Source organism: Paenibacillus sp. EKM206P (genome assembly GCF_011066155.1).
Taxonomy (GTDB): domain Bacteria; phylum Bacillota; class Bacilli; order Paenibacillales; family Paenibacillaceae; genus Paenibacillus; species Paenibacillus polymyxa_D.
On sequence record NZ_JAAMNQ010000004.1, the window covers coordinates 252,513 to 269,337 of the forward strand.

13 protein-coding genes are annotated in these 16,825 nt (G+C 45.4%); all 13 read right to left on the reverse strand.

The annotated features are described in order from the left end of the window. Positions 1-2: 2 nt before the first annotated feature. Positions 3-2,558: a translation initiation factor IF-2 gene (infB, locus tag G9G53_RS10970; protein ID WP_029517022.1), complete on the reverse strand. Its 2,556-nt coding sequence runs from the start codon at positions 2,556-2,558 to the stop codon at positions 3-5. Further along, positions 2,551-2,874, reverse strand: a complete 324-nt coding sequence (locus tag G9G53_RS10975) for a L7Ae/L30e/S12e/Gadd45 family ribosomal protein (RefSeq protein WP_029517021.1) — start codon at positions 2,872-2,874, stop codon at positions 2,551-2,553. The genes infB and G9G53_RS10975 overlap by 8 nt, the downstream gene beginning before the upstream one ends. Beyond that, complete coding sequence (rnpM, locus tag G9G53_RS10980; RefSeq protein ID WP_007430067.1) at positions 2,867-3,175, reverse strand: RNase P modulator RnpM; 309 nt, start codon at positions 3,173-3,175, stop codon at positions 2,867-2,869. Before rnpM ends, G9G53_RS10975 begins: the two co-directional genes overlap by 8 nt. A gap of 23 nt (positions 3,176-3,198) precedes the next feature. After that, on the reverse strand, positions 3,199-4,296 hold the full coding sequence (nusA, locus tag G9G53_RS10985) for a transcription termination factor NusA (RefSeq protein WP_165147568.1): 1,098 nt from the start codon (positions 4,294-4,296) through the stop codon (positions 3,199-3,201). Between the two features lie 101 nt (positions 4,297-4,397). Beyond that, on the reverse strand, positions 4,398-4,859 hold the full coding sequence (gene rimP / locus G9G53_RS10990; RefSeq protein ID WP_029517020.1) for a ribosome maturation factor RimP: 462 nt from the start codon (positions 4,857-4,859) through the stop codon (positions 4,398-4,400). A gap of 311 nt (positions 4,860-5,170) precedes the next feature. Next, the gene (locus G9G53_RS10995) at positions 5,171-9,487 is read right to left on the reverse strand and encodes a PolC-type DNA polymerase III (RefSeq protein ID WP_165147571.1); all 4,317 of its coding nucleotides are present in this window, start codon (positions 9,485-9,487) and stop codon (positions 5,171-5,173) included. 204 nt (positions 9,488-9,691) lie between these two features. Continuing rightward, positions 9,692-11,140 (reverse strand): proline--tRNA ligase, encoded by a 1,449-nt coding sequence (proS, locus tag G9G53_RS11000; RefSeq protein WP_039274666.1) that lies wholly within the window; start codon positions 11,138-11,140, stop codon positions 9,692-9,694. Positions 11,141-11,191: 51 nt separating this feature from the next. After that, positions 11,192-12,463: an RIP metalloprotease RseP gene (gene rseP / locus G9G53_RS11005; RefSeq protein WP_069011406.1), complete on the reverse strand. Its 1,272-nt coding sequence runs from the start codon at positions 12,461-12,463 to the stop codon at positions 11,192-11,194. Positions 12,464-12,568: 105 nt separating this feature from the next. After that, complete coding sequence (locus G9G53_RS11010) at positions 12,569-13,708, reverse strand: 1-deoxy-D-xylulose-5-phosphate reductoisomerase (RefSeq protein WP_165147574.1); 1,140 nt, start codon at positions 13,706-13,708, stop codon at positions 12,569-12,571. Positions 13,709-13,853: 145 nt separating this feature from the next. Beyond that, the gene (locus G9G53_RS11015) at positions 13,854-14,645 is read right to left on the reverse strand and encodes a phosphatidate cytidylyltransferase (RefSeq protein ID WP_029517015.1); all 792 of its coding nucleotides are present in this window, start codon (positions 14,643-14,645) and stop codon (positions 13,854-13,856) included. 17 nt (positions 14,646-14,662) lie between these two features. Next, a complete protein-coding gene (locus tag G9G53_RS11020) occupies positions 14,663-15,430 on the reverse strand; it encodes an isoprenyl transferase (protein ID WP_039274672.1) in 768 nt (255 codons plus the stop codon). Positions 15,431-15,514: 84 nt separating this feature from the next. Next, complete coding sequence (gene frr / locus G9G53_RS11025; RefSeq protein ID WP_029517013.1) at positions 15,515-16,069, reverse strand: ribosome recycling factor; 555 nt, start codon at positions 16,067-16,069, stop codon at positions 15,515-15,517. Beyond that, positions 16,069-16,797 (reverse strand): UMP kinase, encoded by a 729-nt coding sequence (pyrH, locus tag G9G53_RS11030; protein ID WP_013309918.1) that lies wholly within the window; start codon positions 16,795-16,797, stop codon positions 16,069-16,071. The genes frr and pyrH overlap by 1 nt, the downstream gene beginning before the upstream one ends. Positions 16,798-16,825: the final 28 nt, after the last annotated feature.

A 16,825-nucleotide genomic window follows, 5' to 3' on the forward strand; every position in this document is an offset into this window, starting at 1 on the left:
CGTTAGCGCTCCACTGTTTCCATGACGAACGCTTCAATAATGTCGAGTTCCTTAACATCATTATAGCCATCAAGGGTAATACCGCATTCGTAACCTTGGGCAACTTCTTTTGCGTCGTCCTTAAAGCGTTTCAGTGAGTCGATTTTACCTTCAAAAATGACGATGCCATCACGAATCAGGCGTGCTTCTGCTGAACGGGTAATTTTACCGGATGTCACCATACAACCAGCGATCGTACCGACTTTAGTAACTTTGAACACGTTACGTACTTCAGCATGCCCAATCACATTTTCTTTATATTCAGGATCCAGCATGCCCTTCATGGCTTGCTCTATTTCTTCAATGACATTGTAAATGACACGGTGTAGACGAATGTCCACTTTTTCAGCTTCCGCTGTAGATTTCGCCTGGTTATCCGGACGAACATTAAAACCAATGACAATAGCATTGGAAGCTGCTGCCAAAATAATATCGGATTCGGTGATTGCTCCTGCACCACTGTGAAGAATTTTAACGCGCACACCTTCGACTTCAATCTTGTTCAAGGAACCTTTCAACGCTTCGACGGAACCTTGCACGTCACCTTTAATAATGACGTTCAGATCCTTCATTTCGCCATCCTTGATGTGTTGGAACAGGTCATCCAGTGTTACGCGTGTATTACTGCCCAGATCAGATTGGCGTTGTGTGATCGCACGTCTGTCAGCAATAGCGCGTGCTTTCCGCTCATCCTCAAACACCATGAATGGATCGCCAGCAAGTGGAACTTCTGTCAAACCAGTAATTTCAACTGGAGTGGAAGGACCTGCTTCCTTAAGACGACGACCTTTATCGTTGACCATGGCACGCACACGTCCGAAGCAGTTACCCGCTACGAAAGCATCGCCAACTTTCAGTGTACCATTCTGAACGAGGATACGAGCCACAGAACCGCGGCCTTTATCCAGTTCTGCCTCGATGATGGTACCACGTGCCCGTTTGTTCGGATTCGCTTTGTACTCATTCACTTCAGCTACGAGCAGAATCATTTCGAGCAGGTCTTCCAGACCCATTCTTTGTTTCGCGGAAACGTTGACGAAAATCGTATCGCCGCCCCACTCTTCAGGTACCAATTCATATTCAGTGAGTTCTTGCTTCACTTTATCCGGGTTGGCATCTGGTTTGTCGATCTTGTTCACAGCTACGATAATTGGCAGACCTGCCGCCTTCGCATGGTTAATAGCTTCGACCGTCTGAGGCATAACACCGTCATCAGCTGCAACCACGATAATCGTCATATCTGTCACTTGAGCACCACGTGCACGCATAGCAGTAAAGGCTTCGTGACCCGGTGTATCCAGGAAAGTGATTTTTTTGCTGTTAATTTCAACTTGGTATGCACCAATATGCTGTGTAATACCGCCAGCTTCGCCACCAGTTACATTAGTCGAGCGAATGGCATCCAGCAAAGTTGTTTTACCATGATCGACGTGACCCATAATCGTTACAACGGGTGGACGTGTTTTCAGATCCGCAGGATCATCATTTTCTTCCACCGTTTCAAAACGATCTTCTTCGACCGGAATTTTCACTTCTACCTCGACACCAAAGTCTCCGGCAAGCAAGAGGATAGTATCCATATCCAGTTCCTGGTTAATGGTCGCCATCGTTCCGAGCATAATCAGCTTTTTGATGACTTCTGACGCATCCTTGTGAAGAAGCTTGGCAGTTTCGCCTACGGTCATCTCACCACGAACAATAATTTTCTTTGGCGTGTTGTCGATTTTCTCGCGACGTTCCTGTTGTTGACCTTTACCACGATTGTTAAATTTCCCGCCACGATTGCTACCACCGCGATTATTGCCTCCACGACCACCGTTACCACCGCGTCCGCCGCCTTGACGGTTATCGTCAAAACGTCCTTGACCGGAACGGTTACCACCGTTGTTGGAGTTACTGCCTGTACGGTTGCCACCACTACGGTTCGCATTGTTGCTACCTGTGGAGGATGATGTTCTTACAGCCGTACCACCCTGACTACTTCCCTGAGGGCGTGAGTTAGTGCTTTGGCTACCTTGAGGACGCGAACCTGTGTTACCGCCGGGACGCTGTTGTCCTCCCTGTTGTTGACCATTACTGCGGTTTTGTGTACTTTGCTGACCAGTGGGTCTGCTAGTACTTTGTTGACTGCGGTTTTGACCGCCCTGCTGACTGCTTTGCGCTTTTGGAGCGCTGCTTCGGTTACTGTTTTGGTTGTTGTTTGTCCTATTCATACTTACCTGCTTTTCCTGTTGATTTTTGGTTTGCTCAGTTGAATGATTACTATTCTGGCTTGAACCGGCCTGATTCGAGCTTACTTGCACCGTACCTGCTTCGCCTTGCTTGGCCGCAGCATTGGATTTAATATTCTTAAAAAAACTTTCCACTTTACCTACGGCATCATGTTCCATGACGCTCATATGGTTGTTCACGGGAATATCCAGCCGTTTAAGAATGGTGATAATTTCTTTGCTGCTCATGTTCAACGATTTGGCGTATTCGTATACCCGCACTTTGTCTTTGTTTTCTTGTTTACTCAATATACTCCACCTCCGACATTATCCCCGTATGTTTCTTGATCAATTTCGCGAATCCTTGATCCGTCACAGCCAGCACAACCCGTTCAGGCTTGCCGATACTGCTTCCCAAGCTTTCCCGGTCAAATCCTATCATTAAGGGGATTTTGTACGTCCCGCATTTGTCGCGGAATTTCTTTTGAGTATTCATTGAAGCATCTTTCGCAAGAATGACCAGCTTGGCTTCTGAAGACCTGATCGCTTTATAAACGATCTCATCACCTGTTAGCAGCTTGCCAGCTCTCATGGCAAGACCCAATCCAGACAGCGCCTTATTCATCCTGCACGCTGCCTTGTGCCGCCAGGAATTCTTCCTCGACGGCAGCAAAATCACGACTTAGCTGCTCATAAATATCAGGATGAACCGAGTGCTTCAATGCTCGATCCAGTGCCTTGCTCTTTTGAGCCAGCTTGAAGCAGGCGGCTTTGCCGCACAAGTAAGCGCCGCGTCCCGACTTTTTGCCAGTCAAGTCAATCAACACTTCGTCTTCAGGGGTTTTGACGACACGGATCAACTGCTTCTTTGGCATCATTTCATGACAGGCCACACATTTGCGCAAAGGTATCTTTCTCTGTTTCATGCATTAACCCCCCTACACTCCGCTTAATCTACAGAAACGGAATCCTGATGCATTTCATCGGTGGATGTTCTCGGTCTGCCGAGTTCTTCCTCCGCCTGTGTTTCACTCTTAATATCAATTTTCCAACCCGTAAGCTTAGCAGCAAGGCGAGCATTTTGTCCTTTGATACCAATAGCAAGAGAAAGCTGATAATCAGGCACAATAACACGCGCCATTTTCTCTTCTTCAAACACCTGCACTTCGAGCACCTTGGATGGACTCAGCGCATTAGCCACGTATTCATCAACATTATCGGAATAACGTACAATGTCGATTTTTTCGCCACGCAGCTCGTTCACAATAGTCTGTACACGTGTTCCTCTAGGACCCACACAAGAGCCGACCGGATCCACCTCGACGTTACGGGAATGAACCGCGATTTTAGAACGGAAGCCTGCTTCACGCGCTACGGAACGAATCTCTACAACACCATCAAAAATTTCAGGCACTTCGAGTTCGAACAAACGCTTAAGCAGACCCGGATGTGATCGGGACAGCATAATTTGCGGTCCTTTGGTTGTGTTTTCTACTTTGGTAATATAAGCCTTAATTCGATCCAGATGGCTAAATTTCTCATTAGGCATCAATTCGCCTAACGGGAGAACCGCTTCCACCTTACCAAGATCAATATAAATGTTACGTGGGTCTTGGCGCTGTACAGTTCCTGTTACAATATCTTCTTCCTTGTCCACAAACTTGTTGTAGATCAGTCCCCGTTCCGCTTCGCGGATACGCTGGGTCACGACCTGCTTCGCAGTTTGTGCAGCAATCCGTCCAAAATCACGTGGTGTAACTTCAATTTCAGCGATATCTTCCAACTGAAAATGCGGGTTAATCTCACGAGCCGCAGGCAATGAAATCTCGGTGCGAGGATCCAATACCTCCTCAACGATCAGCTTGCGGGCATATACCTTAATGACTCCCGAGTTGCGGTTCATATCAACACGCACGTTTTGTGCGGTGTTGAAATTCCGTTTGTAACTAGAAATCAAGGCTGCTTCAATGGCCTCAAACAGCACATCCTTGCTGATCCCCTTTTCTCTTTCCAACTCGTTCATTGCTTCAATAAAATCCATACTCATGGATTACTGCTCCCCCTTTCAAATGATGCACCTGCGTACTGGTCGGCACACGAGGCAAAAAAACATGTAGTACATGTCAAACAGCAACAGTCAAATCTGAATTAAAATATGATCGCGAGCCTTGCACCAGCTACCTTGTCATAAGGTATAGCATGCTTCTTTTGTCCGCTTTGAACGGTGAGTTCCCCATCTTCAAAAGAAAGCAAACGACCTTCAAATTCCTTCAGGCCGTTGATCGGCTCGTATGTAGTAACGAATACGTTTTTGCCTACCGCTTTAGTAACGTCCTCCGCTTTTTTTAGCGGTCTTTCGGCGCCTGGTGAAGACACTTCCAGAAAATATGCTGTAGAAACAGGGTCATTTTCATCCAACTTTTGACCCAAATATTCACTGATCATACTGCAGTCGTCCAGATCAATTCCTCCGTCTTTGTCTACAAAAACGCGAAGAAACCAATTACTGCCCTCTTTGACATACTCGACATCGACCAGTTCAAAACCATGCTCTTCGAGGTAAGGTTGGGCCATTTCTTCTACTACTGATTTGATCTTTGGTGTGCTCAAAGATTATAACCTCCAAAAGTGAACTTTCCTGTGTTGAAAAAAAGATGCCCTATTGCATGGACAATGCTTCTCCATCACCGGCATTTTCATTTTCATTTGATGTAATGTTCATTTCGGGCTCACTGCAAATAAACCGGCGTACCGGTTTCGTGCCCAAAAACTACCTTTTCACGTTGTAACTGTATATCAAACAGTAAAGAGTGGGTTTCCCCACTCTTTTAGCAACGGTTTTATCTCCATGATTACCAAAAAAATTATAACATAACCGTAGTTATGTGACAAGTGCCAGAGCTTGACTACTGTGGTTTGGATTAAAACAGAGACAACTGATTACTCTCTGGAAGACCTCGAAAGCAACCCATCTGGGACAGCATTTCGACAATGGTTTTACTAGCCTTCGATTTTTGTTGAAAATCCTCGACAGACAAAAATTCACCATGTTCACGGGAGGCTGCGATGTTACGTGCCGCGTTGTCTCCAATTCCCTGAAGAGCTCCGAATGGCGGAATGAGTGAATCTCCATCCACCTTGAAGCGTGTAGCTTCGGAACGGTACAAATCAATGGATTTAAAACTAAACCCGCGAGCCGTCATTTCCAGAGCCATTTCCAGGATCGGAAGCATCCCTTTTTCTTTGGGAGGTGCCTGAAAACCGAGTTGCTCGATTTCGACAATCTTCCGCGCGATTGCATCATATCCCTGACAGCACAGCTCAATATCAAAATCGGCTGCACGTACTGAAAAGTAAGTCGCATAATATTCAATCGGATGATACAGCTTAAAGTACGCTGTGCGCACTGCTGAAATAACATACGCTGCAGCATGCGCCTTCGGAAACATGTACTGGATTTTCAGACAAGAATCAATGTACCACTGTGGCACCTTGCATTTTTTCATTTCTTCAATCCATTCAGCACTAAGCCCCTTACCTTTACGTACGCTCTCCGTAATTTTAAAGGCCAGACCTGCGTCCATGCCTGCCTTGTAAATCAAAAACAGCATGATGTCATCACGGCAACCAATTACAGTCTTGATGTTACAGGTATTATTCTTAATCAGTTCCTGTGCATTCCCCAGCCATACGCCCGTGCCGTGAGACAGTCCGGATATTTGCAGTAAATCGGCAAAAGAACTTGGCTGCGACTCTACTAGCATTTGGCGCACAAACTTCGTCCCCATCTCTGGTACACCATAGGTTGCTACAGGCGTGCGGATTTGCTGGGGTGTAACACCGAGCGCCTCCGTGGAGTTGAACATGCTCATCACCTTAGGATCATTCATTGGAATGGTCGTAGGATCGACACCAGTCAAATCCTGAAGCATCCTCATCATGGTCGGATCATCATGACCCAGAATATCGAGTTTGAGTAAATTCGCATCAAAAGCGTGATAATCAAAATGCGTTGTTTTCCATTCCGAGCTTGTATCATCGGCGGGGTACTGTACCGGCGTAATATCCTCGACCTCAATATAATCGGGAACAACGACAATTCCGCCTGGATGTTGCCCGGTACTGCGTTTGACCCCTGTACAGCCCGAAGCCAGCCTATTCAGCTCAGCCCCACGCCATTTTTTATGATGCGCCTCTTCATATTTCTTGGCAAAGCCAAAGGCTGTCTTCTCAGCAACGGTACCGATGGTTCCAGCACGGAATACACTTTTTTCACCAAACAGTACTTTCGTATAGTTATGTGCGACAGGCTGATATTCGCCAGAGAAGTTCAAGTCAATATCGGGAACTTTATCTCCCTTAAACCCAAGAAACGTTTCAAACGGAATATCCTGTCCCTCACCCTTCAGTTTGCCGCCGCAATTCGGACAATTTTTGTCCGGCAAATCAAATCCACTCGGCACACTACCGTCCAAAATCCATTCGCTATGTCTGCATTCAGGATTACCGCAAATATAATGTGCAGGCAGTGGATTAACCTCGGAAATACCGAGGAAGGTAGCGACCACAGAAGATCCAACAGACCCCCGTGAACCTACCAGATATCCATCCTTATTAGACTTTTTAACCAAGCGCTCGGAAATAAGATAGTTGGCAGAGAAACCGTATTTAATAATCGGCTCCAGTTCTTTTTCAAGGCGAGCTACAACCACCTCGGGCAATTCCTCACCATAGATAGATTTAGCCGTCTCATAGCAAGTGTTACGGATTTCCTCGTCCGCCCCATCCAGCAAAGGTGTAAACAGCTTGTCAGGGAACAACTCCAGCTCCTCAAATCGATCCGCCAACTCACTGGTATTCTTCACAACGACTTCATAGGCTTTCTCCTCGCCCAAAAACTCGAATTCTGCCAGCATTTCGTCTGTGGTGCGTAAATGCGCATCAGGCTTACGAATATCTTTTAGCGGACTAAATCCCGTAATGCCATGTATCGTAATATCACGGTACAACTTATCGCGCGTTTCCAAATAGTGAACATTGCCTGTGGCAATTACGGGCTTATCAAGTCGCCGCCCAATTTCGCATACTTTGCGTATTGCCGTTTTCAGAGCATCAGGCCCGCTTACCAGTTGTTTTTCTACTAAATGCATATACATCGTCAAAGGTTGAATCTCCAACACATCATAAAACTGTGCTATTTCCTCGGCTTCTTCCTCGGACTTGTTCAACACAGCCTCGAAGAACTCTCCTTTTTCGCAGCCAGAAATAATAAGCAGTCCGTCTCTCATTTCTGACAATTTTGATTTAGGAATGCAAGGCACACGCTTGAAATATTCGGTATGAGACATCGAAACCAGCTTGTACAGATTTTTTTTACCAATCGGATTGACGGCATAAATACAACAGTGAAATGGACGAACGGTCGATAAGTCCTTACCCACATAATCATTCAGACGATCGAGCATTTTTAAACCCTTAATTTGTTCCGCATCATTCAGCAAGCCATTCAGCACTTCAGTCAGTGCGACTGTATCGTCAATGGCTCGGTGATGGCTTTCGAGCGCCACTTTATATTTGGTCGTCAGCGTATTCAGACGATGGTTTTTCATTGTTGGAAACAGTAAACGAGCCAGTTCGAGCGTATCCAGTACCGGATTGGTCATTTCAGGCAAACCCATATTTCGAAGGGTGGCCTGGATAAAACCGACATCAAAACGCGCATTATGGGCAACCAATACAGCATCGCCAGCAAAAGCTACAAACTCCTTCATAACAGGTTCTACATCCGGCGCGTCCTTGACCATTTCATCGTTAATGTTGGTCAGTTGCTGTATATTATATGGAATGCGCTCATGCGGATTGACAAAGGTAGCATAACGATCAATTTCTTTGCCATCATGCATTTTCACAGCTGCAATCTCAATGATTTTATTCTGTGTAACCGATAAACCGGTGGTTTCAATATCAAAAACGACATAAGTCGCTGTTTTCAAATTTAATGGCTGTGCCTGCATTACAACCTCAACGGCATCATTAACCACATTGGCCTCAACACCGTAGATCATTTTAATGCCGTTTTTCTTTGCAGCCTTAGCAGCATCAGGGTAGCACTGCACTCCGCCATGGTCGGTGACTGCAATCGCCTTGTGCCCCCATTTGGCGGCTGTTTTAACGTATTGATCAATCGAGGCAACAGCATCCATTGCGCTCATCTTTGTATGGAGATGGAACTCGACTCGTTTTTCCTCTGCTTTATCCTTACGTGTGGGTGGAGCCTGTACTTCAACTAGATCAGAGGGAATCATAACCAGCTCGGGAATTTGCATAAAACGATCATATTCAACTCGACCCCGTACTTTGACCCATTTCCCGTTAGCCAACAAGCTGAGGATCTTCAGATCTTCTTTAGTTTTAGCAAACATTTTCATTTGCAGGGAATCACTAAAGTCGGTCAAATAATACGTAAACAACGTACTGCCATTGCGCAATTCTTTACTATCCAAACCGAAGATTGTTCCTTGTAAAGTGACTTTCTTCTCTTCGTCCTGAATATCTTGCATCGGAACAGCCGGTTCTTTGATGTCATAACCGAATTGAAGCCGTACGTCTCCTTCTTCTTCATCCAAAGGCGGCATTTCGGATTCCATACTTTCCATCATCTGCTGAATGACTTCGCGTTCTTCCTGCATTTTTTTCTCTTGGAATTGCTGTAACGCCTCCTGGTTACTTTCACCCACCTGGACTTTAATGCGCATAGAAAGCCCGAAATATTTATCGTAAAATTTGATGATAGCTTGATCTATCTGCTTTTTACGCGCCAGTTCCAACGACATACCGTCGCTCATCGTTAGCAATAATAGACCGTCGTCCCACTCATGCACAGCCCGATTCATCCAACCGTTAACCGATGGAATCTCACGATGTACCCACTCTAGAAAAAGTTTCCAGTATTCACTGATGATATCACCAGGCTGAATCTGCTCACTGTACTGAAAACGGAACGTAATTTTTGCGATGTGACTCATTTTTTCCTGTACTTGAATACAGAACGTACGATACACCTGAGCGGGGACCAATGTCTCCTTGGCAATGGTGATGTTCCAATCCTTATTGGTTCGGCTAATCTCCACTTGGTCAATCCAACCGTCCAAAAAATAAGGTTCAACCACTCCCGCCGGCATCCCAACTTGCTTCATTAGCAGTTCCAGCCGCTTTCTCTTTTCTTCAGCTCCGCCCATGGCTCTCCCCCCAATTTCAAATCTACCATTCTGAAAACATGAAAAGCTTCTGCGTCAAAAACATCTCCGACCGCAAAAGCTTTTCGTAGCCCTCTTCAATCCTCTTCACAACGACACATAGATCCTTCGGGACATTGTCCCGTAACAGTTACCATGTCAGCGAAGAGAATGAAGTGAGTATAGTGGTATTGCCCTACTTCTATATTAGTACGCCCGTGCGAACACTACTGTATGCTTGGCAGGTTTGCCACAGCACAAACATGTGGACTTTTGCTCGTTTGTTTTAAACGGTATATTACGGCTTGTAGCACCTGTCACTTCTTTAACTTTATCTTCACATTCTTCAGATCCGCACCAGCCTGCCAAAGTAAAGCCGCGTTTTTCTTCCATGAGAGTCTTCATTTCATCCAGCGTATCAACGGAATAGAAGTTTTCTTCCATGAAATTTTTCGCACGATCAAACATCTCCTGCTGTACCTGTGCGAGCATCGCGTGTACTTCCTCAACCAGATTATCCTGCTGCACGATTTTTTTCTCACCGCTGATACGGGATACGAGCACACAGACACCGTTTTCCATATCACGCGGCCCGATTTCCAGACGAACCGGCACACCGCGCATTTCATATTCATTAAATTTCCAGCCTGGGCTTACATCGCTGCGGTCGTCCATTTTAACACGCACTCCAGCTTGTTTCAACTGAGCGAATAGTTCATCTGCACGAGCGATAACGGCATCACGCTTCTTAGGTGGCCCAATTGGAACCATAATAACCTGCGTAGGCGCAACTTTAGGAGGCAATGCCAGACCACGGTCATCTCCATGGACCATAATCAGTGCGCCGATCAAACGTGTACTTGTTCCCCATGAAGTCGTATGCGCGAATTCCAGGTTGTTTTCACGACTCAAATATTTGATATCAAATGCAACCGCAAAATTAGTTCCCATATAGTGGGAGGTACCAGCTTGTACCGCCCGTCCATCCTTCATCATCGCTTCCAGTGAAAATGTATCCTTCGCACCTGCAAACTTTTCAGAAGGTGTTTTCTGTCCAGTAATAACCGGAATAGCCAGAACTTCCTCAATAACCTCACGGTATACTTCCAGCATTTTCATCGTTTCTTCACGTGCTTCTTCTTCTGTTTCATGGGCCGTGTGACCTTCTTGCCACAAAAATTCACTTGTGCGCAAGAAAGGCAGCGTGCGTTTTTCCCAACGCACTACATTAGCCCATTGGTTAATAAGCACGGGTAGATCACGATAGGATTGAATCCATTTGGAGTACATATGACCAATCATGGTTTCCGAAGTCGGACGAATTGCAAGACGCTCTTCCAGCTTTTCCCCGCCAGCCTCGGTTACCCAAGGCAGTTCAGGATTAAACCCTTCAACATGCTCTTTTTCCTTTTGAAAAAAGCTTTCTGGAATGAACATTGGAAAATAGGCATTACGGTGACCTGTTTCTCTGAAGCGCACATCCATGGCTTCCTTAATATGCTCCCAAATTTCAAAACCATCGGGGCGGAATACAATACATCCGCGAACAGGGGAATAATCCATCAGTTCTGCTTTTTTAATAACATCAATATACCATCGGGAAAAATCTTCACTCTGTGGCGTAATTTCCTCGACAAACTGTTTATCGTTCGACATAGAAATGCATGTCCTCCCATACAGACCGTTTTTATATAAGTCCGTCTCTAATTAACCATTAATTAAGCGTAAAATATCGTTATACGTGACCGCAATCATAAGCAGGAATAGCATAGCAAAACCAACGAAATGGACCATACCTTCCCTACTCGGATCAACGGGACGTCCTCTTACCGCCTCCACACCAAGGAAAACAAGTCTGCTTCCATCCAGCGCCGGAATAGGCAATAAATTAAATATCCCCAGGTAAAGACTCATTATAGCAGTCCAATACGTCAACTGCTCAATCCCCTGCTTGGCAATTTGCCCTGTCACTTCAAAAGTACGTACCGGGCCTCCCAGGTCATTGATAGAAAAACGTTGGATGAGCTGGCTAAATCCTTGGAAAATAATATCGGTCGTTCTGACCATAGATTGGCCGGCAAATTTGAACGTTTCTCCCACACCTGCTTGGCGTTTTGGAAGTTCGGGTACAATACCCACCTTGCCACCCTTTTGTCCTTCCATAGCACGAGGTGTAATCGTAAGATCAAAGGTCTTACTATCACGGCGAACCGTCCACTTCATCGGCTTGTCTTGAGAATCCGCAATCAGTTTGATCATGTTTTCAACATTTGCACCAATGGCTATTCCATTCACCGATTCGATGATATCTCCCTTATGCAAATCAGCTTCAGCAGCAGGCATACCTGCTGTAATTTCACTAATTTGGACATAAGTCGGGTTGTCCACTTGTATGCCGACCATCTGAATATGCAGACCAAACAAAATAAAAGCAAGAATAAAATTCATCAGGGGTCCAGCAAAAATAGCCATCGCACGCTGTCCTACTGTTTTACTCCCGTACTGCCGATCCTTGGGTGCAATCTGAATGGATTGACCTTTAGTTACCATCATCGCTTGCGGATGTACAGTGTATTGCTGATCTTCGCCATCCACATCCAATTTTAAAGTTAATGACTGTTCCAGATCAATATCCAACACTTCGCCGCGCACCACATTTTTACGATTATCCAGTTGATCTAGATAGATGGTTTTAACGACGTCATCCGTTACGCGTACAGCAATCGTTTGTCCGGCCTCAATTTCATTGACCTCCGGATCCTCTCCCGCCATTCGGGCAAAGCCACCGAACGGCAACAAACGCAACGTAAATCGCGTCTCGTTTCTTTTATAAGAAAACAGTTTCGGACCGAAACCGATCGCAAACTCCCGTACCAGAATCCCGGCGCGTTTGGCAAAATAATAATGCCCCCATTCATGCACCGTCACTATGACGAAAAACATGAGCACCGTCATCAACACTATTTGAATCGTTTCCAATCGTTTCTGTTCCCCTTTCAATGAGATCGAGTTTGTCTTCCTAGATTATCATTATTCTCCGATCCCGCACAAGAGAATCACATTTCGTTTCTAACCCAACTTAGCCTACAACCCCGAAGATATGCTACGAGTCTCTTCGTCACAGGCTTCAATTGCAGAAAGATCAGGATTAGCCACATTGACATGCCGCTCCAACACACGTTCAATAATAGCTTCAATATGCAGAAAAGAAATTTCTCCACGCAGGAAACGGGCAACTGCAATTTCATTAGCTGCATTAAATGCGGTCGGTGCTGTACCACCCATTTTACCACATTCGAAGGCAAGCCTTAAACAAGGAAAACGATTATAATCCATTTCCTTAAAATGGAGTTTACCCACTTCAGCCAGTGACAACGGCTTCGCCGGGGACTTCATACGCTCAGGGTAAGTCAATGCATATTGAATGGGTACTCTCATGTCCGGATTCCCAAGTTGAGCAACAATGCTTGTATCCTGAAACTCAACATAGGAATGAATAATGCTTTCCGGATGAAGCAACACATGAATGTGCTCATAATCAATTCCGAATAGCCAATGCGCCTCAATGACTTCCAGCCCCTTGTTTACCATCGTCGCTGAATCAATCGTAATTTTGGCCCCCATTGACCAATTGGGATGCTTGAGTGCATCTTTCACTGTAACTTCACGCAACTGTTCTCTTGTCAAATCTCGAAAAGAACCCCCTGATGCTGTGAGGGTAATATGTGCCACATCTTTCATACGCTCACCATTCAAGCATTGGAAAATAGCTGAATGCTCACTGTCAATCGGCAGCAACGGCACTCCTTTCGCCCGAGCTCGCGCTGTGACCAGATGACCAGCAGTAACCAGTGTCTCCTTATTGGCCAAACCGATCTGTTTTCCAGCCTCAATCGCGGCCAGCGTGGAGTGCAATCCGACACTGCCCATTACAGCCGTCACAACCATATCCGCCTCCGTGTTCGCAGCAAGCTCAACGAGTCCTTCATTTCCCCAATACAGTTCCATTCCAGAAGGCAGTAAAGGACGAATTTCATCCGCCAACTGCCGAGTACCCACAGACACTTTTTTGGGTTTATAAAGATGCGCCTGCTCAGCAAGTAACTTTATATTAGAACCACCTGCTAAAGCCTCAACAGTAAACTGATCCGGGTGCATGGACACTACATCCAGCGTTTGAGTTCCAATAGAACCGGTTGAACCAAGTACCGTAATTCTTTTCATGATGCACCTTCCTATCCTGAAAATCACTTTTATCCAGGAGCTCATTGATTATTATTCAGGCAGCTATGCTACTGGTTCCAACCTTCTAGTAGCGCAGAGTGAGCAGCATAGAGATTAGCCTGAGCATAAACTGTAATCAATAGACTCATGGAAGCAGCATCAGCATATGTACAAATGGAAAAACGACAATCCAGCTGTCGCAACGGTCTAGTATACCACCGTGCCCTGGCAGCAGATTACCGGAATCTTTAATGCCGTACACTCGTTTGTATGCAGATTGTACCAAATCGCCCAGTTGTCCCACAACTGCACATGACAAACCGATGCCGATGGCTTTGCCCCATGGCAGCAGTCCACCCGATAATCCAGCGAATACAAGAGCTATAACCAACGCTAAAACGATGCCGCCAATGGATCCTTCGACCGTTTTATTCGGACTAATCGCAGGCCATAATTTCGTCTTTCCTGCCATTTTGCCTACAAAATATGCCCCTGCATCACTTGCCCAAATACAAGCCAATAATAAAAATGTCCATAACAGTCCATGTTCCATATGACGTGATTCCGCAATATACGAAAATCCAAACCCTATATAAACGGTACCAAGAAATAATATAGCTACCGTTTGAATCGGGATTTTATTTTTTGTTCCTACCGTGATGATCATAAAAGCTATCATTACCAGCCAAAGCATACTGGCAAAGGGTAAGGGTGAGTGCAAGCCAAAAGGTTCATACGGGAATACAAAAGCTAATATGCTTACGTATCCAAGTATTGCTGTACCTCCAAAAGGAGATACCTGCGTCATTCGTGCGAACTCATAAAATCCGATTAGGGCCATCGCCAATATAAGCAAATGGTAGGCCAAGCCGCCCCACAGGACCATCGCCAAAAAGAATATGCCTGCCAGAATACCGGTAATTAATCTCTGTCTCAACGGCTTTCATCCTCCATTTACTTCAGTCCGCCATACCGTCGTGTTCTTTGCTGATATTCGATCACTGCTTCGTATAAGTGTTCTTTCTTAAACTCAGGCCAATAAATATCAGTAAACCACAACTCACTGTAGGCAAGCTGCCAGAGCATAAAATTACTAAGTCTAAGCTCACCGCTTGTTCGAATCAGTAAATCAGGGTCTGGCATACCGCTAGAAAGCAACGTACTACCGATCAGCTCAGATGTTATATCTTCCGATTTAAGCTTCCCATCCGCAATTTGACGGCCCAATGTTTGCATGCATTCGGTGATTTCCAACCGACTTCCATAATTTAATGCAAAATTAAGAACAAGTCCGGTATTATTTTCAGTTCGTCGAGTCGCTTCAGTCAGCGCTTCAACGGTATGGGAAGGTAAATGTTCTTTATTGCCCATCATACGTACTTGCACATTTTTTTCAATCAACTCATCTAGCTCAATAGCCAGAAATTCCTGCGGTAAGCGCATTAGAAAATCAACTTCGTCCTTTGGACGCGTCCAATTTTCAGTTGAAAATGCAAACAAAGTCAAATACTTAATACCCAGTTCATCCGCTGCAATTGCTGTGCGTTTCACTGCCTTCATTCCATTTTGGTGCCCTACAATCCGCGGCATTCCAATCCGTTTGGCCCATCTGCCGTTCCCATCCATGATGACAGCAACATGCTGCGGAATATTGTCTTTTGAAATGGCCGGTATTTGCTGTTTTTGTTCCCCGTTCCACCAAGACCGAACCCGTTTGATCATTCCAGTTCCTCCAGCATTCTCTGAAAATGTGCCTCAGGCTTGAAAAGAGACAAACCCCACCGTAAGGGAGGGGCTGCCAATCTTTTAGACTTCCATAATTTCTTTTTCTTTTGCAGCTAAAACTTTATCCACTTCAGCGATAAACTTATCAGTTGTTTTCTGGATATCTTCCTGATGTTTACGAGATTCGTCCTCGGAAATATCACTTTTCTCCAATTTTTTGATGTCATCATTGGCATCACGACGAATGTTACGAATAGCGATCTTCGCTTCTTCACCGTTCTTCTTTGTCAACTTCACCAAGTCAGTTCTGCGCTCCTCCGTCAAAGCAGGAATGCTAAGACGAATGGTGTTACCGTCATTCGAAGGTGTCAAACCTAAATCGGATTTTTGTATAGCGCGCTCGATATCGGCCAAGGAAGATTTGTCCCAAGGCTGAATCATCAAGGTCCGGCTGTCAGGTGTATTGATATTCGCCAGTTGGTTGACTGGAGTCATTGCACCATAATACTCTACCTGTACACGGTCCAGTAAAGCTGGTGTCGCCCGTCCTGCACGCAAAGATGCAAGATCACGTTGCAATGCCTGGATTGCTTTTTGCATGCGTTCCTCAGCACTCTTTTTCACAGATTGTGGCATTAATTTACACTCCCTTTGACGATCGTACCAATTTTCTCACCCAGCACGACACGTTTAATGTTACCTTGCTCTGTAATAGCAAAGACAATCAACGGAATATTGTTATCCATGCACAACGAGGAAGCAGTAGAATCCATGACACCGAGATTTTTGTTGAGCACATCCAAATACGTAAGCTGCTCATATTTCTCAGCTGTGCTATCTTTAAACGGATCAGCAGAATATACGCCATCCACTTTATTTTTAGCCATCAGAATCACTTCCGCTTCGATCTCAGCGGCACGCAGTGCAGCTGTAGTATCAGTCGAGAAGAACGGATTACCTGTACCTGCTGCAAAAATAACAACCCTACCCTTTTCTAAATGACGGATAGCTCTACGACGAATGTAAGGTTCTGCAATCTGTTGCATCGCAATGGATGTTTGTACACGGGTAGGTACCTCAATCTGTTCCAAAGCATCCTGTAAGGCCAGTGAGTTCATCACCGTTGCCAGCATACCCATGTAATCTGCCGTGGCCCGGTCAATTCCGTTGGCACTTCCAGCAATACCGCGCCAGATGTTACCGCCACCACACACGATAGCAACTTCTACTCCCAGTTCCACTACGTCTTTGACTTGTTCGGCAATGGATGCAATCGTATCCGCGTCAATACCGTAACCGTTAGGACCTGACAGCGATTCACCACTAACTTTCAGGACAACACGCTTAAACACAGGTTTTTCCAAATGATCACCCTCCAATATCATTTATACT

Excerpts from the sequence above, each read along its gene's own strand:
- G9G53_RS10975 (WP_029517021.1), bottom strand. The coding sequence starts at position 2,874 with ATGAATAAGGCGCTGTCTGGATTGGGTCTTGCCATGAGAGCTGGCAAG.
- G9G53_RS11010 (WP_165147574.1), bottom strand. The coding sequence starts at position 13,708 with ATGAAAAGAATTACGGTACTTGGTTCAACCGGTTCTATTGGAACTCAA.
- frr (WP_029517013.1), bottom strand. The coding sequence starts at position 16,069 with ATGCCACAATCTGTGAAAAAGAGTGCTGAGGAACGCATGCAAAAAGCA.
- G9G53_RS11020 (WP_039274672.1), bottom strand. The coding sequence starts at position 15,430 with ATGATCAAACGGGTTCGGTCTTGGTGGAACGGGGAACAAAAACAGCAA.
- G9G53_RS10995 (WP_165147571.1), bottom strand. The coding sequence starts at position 9,487 with ATGGGCGGAGCTGAAGAAAAGAGAAAGCGGCTGGAACTGCTAATGAAG.
- proS (WP_039274666.1), bottom strand. The coding sequence starts at position 11,140 with ATGTCGAACGATAAACAGTTTGTCGAGGAAATTACGCCACAGAGTGAA.
- rnpM (WP_007430067.1), bottom strand. The coding sequence starts at position 3,175 with ATGAAACAGAGAAAGATACCTTTGCGCAAATGTGTGGCCTGTCATGAA.
- nusA (WP_165147568.1), bottom strand. The coding sequence starts at position 4,296 with ATGAGTATGGATTTTATTGAAGCAATGAACGAGTTGGAAAGAGAAAAG.